Origin of the sequence: Saccharomonospora saliphila YIM 90502, from assembly GCF_000383795.1 — a bacterium.
GTDB lineage: Bacteria > Actinomycetota > Actinomycetes > Mycobacteriales > Pseudonocardiaceae > Saccharomonospora > Saccharomonospora saliphila.
The window spans coordinates 1-2,791 of sequence record NZ_KB912621.1; the positions used below are offsets into that span (position 1 = coordinate 1).

General features: G+C 73.0%; 2 protein-coding genes. Both read left to right on the plus strand.

Annotated elements, in window-relative coordinates; translation table 11 throughout:
- Positions 1-1,187 (plus strand): cobyric acid synthase (locus SACSA_RS0103315; RefSeq protein WP_019813467.1); only part of this gene is annotated, 1,187 nt, incomplete at its 5' end.
- A gap of 127 nt (positions 1,188-1,314) precedes the next feature.
- Positions 1,315-2,703, plus strand: coding sequence for a mycothione reductase (locus tag SACSA_RS0103320; RefSeq protein ID WP_019813469.1), 1,389 nt, complete (start codon positions 1,315-1,317; stop codon positions 2,701-2,703).
- Positions 2,704-2,791: the final 88 nt, after the last annotated feature.

The window sequence follows — 2,791 nt, forward strand, 5'->3', positions numbered from 1 at the left end:
TCGCCGCCGAGGCGCACGCCGCGCTGGCCGAGCTGCGCACGCGCCACGACGTCGTGCTCTGCGAGGGCGCGGGCAGTCCCGCCGAGGTGAACCTGCGCACGGGTGACTACGTCAACATGGGCCTGGCCCGCGCGGCCGATCTGCCGGTGCTGCTGGTCGGCGACATCGACCGGGGCGGGGTACTGGCGGCGCTCGCCGGGACGGTCGGGCTGCTCGGCCCGGACGACCAGCGTCACATCGCCGCGTTCCTGGTCAACAAGTTCCGCGGTGATGTCGGCCTGCTCCGGCCGGGCCTCGAGACGGTGACCGAGGTCACCGGACGTCCGGTCCTGGGCGTGGTGCCGTGGCTGCCGGAGGTGTGGCTCGACTCCGAGGACACCCTCGCGGGCGCCTCGGTCACCCGCTCACCGTTCGACACCGCGGCGGAGGAGGACGCGGCGTCCCCGGCGGCGCTGCGGGTCGCCGTGGTGCGGCTGCCGCGCGTGTCCAACGCCACCGACATCGACCCGCTCGTGGCCGAGCCCGGTGTCGCGGTCACGGTCACGACCGACCCGGACACCGTGGCCGCCGCCGACCTCGCCGTACTGCCCGGCACCCGTTCCACCGTGGACGATCTGGCCTGGTTGCGCCGCACCGGGCTCGCCCGCGCGATCGAACGGCGTGCCGCGACGGGCAGGCCGGTGCTCGGCATCTGCGGCGGCTGTCAGATGCTGACGCGCGCGATCCACGACGGCGTCGAGTCGACGACCGAGCGCGTGGCCGGGCTCGGGCTGCTGCCGCACGAGGTGCGCTTCACCGGCGACAAGACGCTGCGCACGCCGGAGGGCGCCTGGCGCGGTACCCCGGTGTCCGGCTACGAGATCCACCACGGCACCGTGGACGGCGCCCCCGACCGGGAGCCGTTCCTGCCCGGCGCGGCGCACGACGGCGTCTGGGCGACCATGTGGCACGGCATGCTCGAACGCGACGAGTTCCGCAGGCACTGGCTGGGCGTGGTGGCCGACCAGGCCGGGATCGCCTGGCGTCCCGGGACCACACCCGGCTTCCACGCGCGCCGCGAGAAGATGCTCGACACCCTCGCCGATGCCATCGACGAACACGTGGACACCGCCGCGCTACTCGCGCTGATCGAGCGGGGCGTGCCCGGCGACCTGCCCCGGCTGGAGATCACGCGCGGACCCTCGTGAGCGCGGACCACCGGGGAACAAACCCCGTCACCCGCGACGTTGGCGGTGCCGGGACCATCGTCGGCGACCACATCACCGACCACGTCGCCGAGCACACTGACAACACACCCGGCGGAAGGGCCACACCGTGCCGCACTACGACCTCGTCATCGTGGGTACCGGATCGGGCAACTCGATCCTCGACCACCGCTTCGCCGACCACAAGGTCGCGATCGTCGAGAAAGGCGTGTTCGGCGGCACCTGCCTCAACGTCGGGTGCATCCCCACCAAGATGTTCGTCTACCCCGCCGACCTGGCGGCCACACCGGCCGACGCGGCCCGGCTCGGCGTGGACGCCGAACGGCGCGGCGTGCGCTGGCGCGAGATCCGGGACCGGATCTTCGGGCGGATCGACCCGATCGCCGAGGGCGGAAGGCGCTACCGCGCCGAGCACGACGACAACGCGAACGTCACCGTGTACGAGGGCGAGGGCCGTTTCACCGGGCACAAGGAACTCACGGTGGCACTGCCCGAAGGCCCCGAGACGCTCACGGCCGACCAGTTCGTGCTCGCCGCCGGAGGGCGCGCGGTCGTGCCCGACATCCCTGGGCTGGCCGAGGTCGATTACCACACCTCGGACACGGTGATGCGCATCGACGACCTGCCCCGGCGCGCGATCATCCTCGGCAGTGGGTTCGTCGGCGCCGAGTTCGCCCACATCTTCGCCTCGTTCGGCGTGGAGGTCACGCTCGTGGCCCGCTCCGGCGCGCTGCTGCGCGCCGAGGACGACGACGTCAGCGGGCGGTTCACCGAGCTGGCCTCCCGTCGCTACGACGTGCGGCTCTCGCGGCGCACCGTCCGCGCCCGGCGCACGGAGGAGGGCGTGGCGCTCGACCTCCACGGTCCCGGCGGGCCGGAAACCGTCGAGGGCGACCTCCTGCTCGTGGCCACCGGCCGCGAACCGAACTCGGACGTGCTCGACGTGGCCGCCACCGGTGTGACCACGCTGCCCAGCGGGCACGTGGCCGTGGACGAGTACCAGCGCACGGCCGTGGAGGGCATCTACGCGCTCGGCGATCTCTGTTCGCCGCAGGAACTCAAGCACGTCGCCAACCACGAGGCACGCGTCGTGCAGCACAACCTGCTCCACCCCGACGAGCCCGTCGCGGCCGACCACCGGTTCGTCCCGCACGCGGTGTTCACGTCACCGCAGATCGCCTCCGTGGGCCTGACCGAACGCGACGCCGCCGCGCGGGGCGTACCCCACGTCACCGCGACGCAGGACTACGGCGGTATCGCCTACGGCTGGGCGATGGAGGACACGACGAGCTTCGCCAAGCTCCTCGCCGACCCGGAGACGGGGCATCTGCTCGGCGCGCACATCCTCGGTCCGCAGGCCCCCACACTGATCCAGCCGCTGATCCAGGCCATGAGCTTCGGCCTCGACGCACGCTCGATGGCGCGGGGCCAGTACTGGATTCACCCGGCGATGCCGGAGTTGATCGAAAACGCCCTGCTCGCCCTCCCCCTCGACTGACCCCGCGCCCGGCCCTGGCGGGCGTGGCGTCGGACGAGACGGCTTCCCGCCCGCCGGGGCTCCGTGGCGTGGCGGGCTCGCCCGCGCG